Here is a 2249-nt window from a genome sequence, read left to right as displayed (position 1 = left end):
CGCTCGGCGTGACCGACAGTTACGCCATCGCGGTGCTGTCGGGGACGCTGGCGATGGCGCTGTTCGGCGTGCTGTTCGAGCGTGCTTTGATCAGCCGCGTCTACGGCTCCAACGTGCTGATGCAGCTCCTGGTCTGTTACGCCGTGGTCTTGATCTTCGACGACGTCGTCAAGATCGTGTGGGGGCCGGAATTCCACGCCATGGGAATGCCTCAGGCCTTCCAGGTGCCGCCGCTGTTCATCGCCGGCGGCGTGGTGCCGCCGTTCTACGCCGTGCTGATCGGCATCGCAGCAGCGATCGCGATCGTGCTCGGCCTCGGCCTGTCGATGACGCGGCTCGGCAAGACGGTGCGCGCCGCCGCGATCAACCCGCAGATGGTGTCGGCGCTGGGCGTCAACACCACGGCGCTGTTCGCGATCGTGTTCGCGGTCGGCGGCGGGCTGGCCGGACTCGCGGGTGCGCTCGCGGCGCCCGTGCGCTCGCTGTCGCCCGGCATGGGCTTCTCGATCCTGATCGAGAGCTTCATCGTCACCGTGATCGGCGGCATGGGCTCGATCGCGGGTGCGCTGGTCGCGGCGCTCCTGATCGGCCTGGTTCGCGGCTTCGGCACGATCGGCTTCCCCCAGTTCACCGACGGGCTGATCTACATCGTGATGATCATCATCCTGCTCCTGCGCCCGCAGGGCCTGTTCGGGCGTCGCGCATGAAGCGGCAGCCCGCCTTGCGCGATGCGGTGATCGCCGGCATTGCCCTGATCGTCGTGCTGGCGATCCCGCTGTTTCATCGCAGCCCCGCTTTCGAGGATTTCGTCATCCGCCTGAGCGCCATGGCGCTGTTTGCGACCTCGCTCAACCTCTTGGTCGGCAACACCGGCATGGTCTCGTTCGGCCACGGCATGTTCTATGGGCTCGGCGCCTATGCTTTCGCCCTGACCATGCAGATGACCGCGCTACCGCTGCCCGTCGCTGCCGTGCTGGCGGTGTTGCTCACGGCCCTTGGCGCGCTTGGCGTCGGCGCCGTCTGCGTCCGCCTCTCGACGGACTATTTCGCCTTCATCACGCTGGCGTTCCAGATGCTGTTCTTCAGCGTCATCATCTCATGGCAGAGCCTCACCGGCGGCGACCAGGGTCTGCGCGGCGGCATCCCGCGCCGGGAGATTTTCGGCTTCGAGCTCGCCTCGCAGCTTCATCTCTACCAGTTCTGCGCGGTCGTCGCCGTGCTCGGCCTGCTGGCGCTGCGCCACATCACGATGAGCCCGTTCGGCCAGACGCTGCGCATGATCCGCGACAACGAGGACCGCGCGAGCTTTCTCGGCGTCGTGCTGTGGCGGGCCCGGCTCTGGGCCTTCACCATCGCCGGCGCGTTCGCGGGCCTCGGCGGCGTGCTGGCCGCGCTGTTCGTCTCGGGCGCCTATCCCGAGCTCGCGGACTGGCCGAATTCCGGCCAGGCGATCTTTGCCGTGATGCTGGGCGGCATCTACAGCTTCCTCGGGCCCGTGTTCGGCGCGATGATCCTGCTCGCGCTGAACGACGTGGTGACGCGCTTCACCGAATATCACGGGCTGGTTCTGGGGCTCGTGATCCTTGCCTTCGCCGTCGGCCTGCGCCGCGGCGTGCTGGATTTCCTCAAGCTTACCTTTCCGGGACGCTCGAAATGAAGCTCGAGATCAGGCATCTCACCAAGGCTTTCGGCGGCGTGCACGCCATCGAGAACGTGTCGCTGGATTTTCCGTCCGGATCGCTGTCGGCGGTGATCGGCCCGAACGGCGCGGGCAAGAGCACCTTCTTCAACCTGATCAGCGGCGCATTCCCGGCCGACTCTGGCGAGGTGCTGCTCGACGGAGCGGACATCCTTCGCCTTTCCAAGGCCGAGCGGATGCACCGCGGCATCGGGCGGGCGTTCCAGGTGGCGAGCTGCTTCCCGACCATGACGGTCATGGAGAACCTGATGGCCGCGGTCACCGCCCATGCCGGCCAGTGGGGCAATCTCTCGCGCCGTTTTCCGCCGCCCGGCGTTCGCGAGCGTGCCGAGGAGGTGATGGAGCTGGTAGGCCTGACCAAGGTTTCGCATGTCGAGGCCGCGATCCTCTCCCACGGCGACCAGAAACTGCTCGACATCGCCATTGCGCTGGCGCTCGAGCCGAAAGTGCTGCTGCTGGACGAGCCGACGGCCGGCATGGGCCCGGAGGAGCGCTGGCGCATGATCGAGCGGGTGCGCGGCCTGTGGGAGAAGCGAAAGCTCACGCTGGT

General features: G+C 67.0%; 3 protein-coding genes. All 3 read left to right on the top strand.

What is annotated here, in order from left to right; all coding sequences use genetic code 11:
• Positions 1-707: branched-chain amino acid ABC transporter permease (locus JOY90_RS37740; protein WP_291696169.1), on the top strand; the 707-nt coding region annotated here is incomplete at its 5' end.
• Entirely contained in the window at positions 704-1657 is a 954-nt protein-coding gene (locus JOY90_RS37735) for a branched-chain amino acid ABC transporter permease (RefSeq protein WP_291696168.1), read from the top strand. The genes JOY90_RS37740 and JOY90_RS37735, both read left to right, overlap by 4 nt.
• On the top strand, positions 1654-2249 hold a 596-nt coding region (locus tag JOY90_RS37730; protein ID WP_291696167.1), incomplete at its 3' end, for an ABC transporter ATP-binding protein. The genes JOY90_RS37735 and JOY90_RS37730, both read left to right, overlap by 4 nt.

Origin of the sequence: Bradyrhizobium sp., assembly GCF_019242285.1 — a bacterium.
GTDB lineage: Bacteria > Pseudomonadota > Alphaproteobacteria > Rhizobiales > Xanthobacteraceae > Bradyrhizobium.
This window is presented reverse-complemented; position numbering and strand designations above follow the sequence as displayed.

Excerpts from the sequence above, each read along its gene's own strand:
- JOY90_RS37735 (WP_291696168.1), top strand. The coding sequence starts at position 704 with ATGAAGCGGCAGCCCGCCTTGCGCGATGCGGTGATCGCCGGCATTGCC.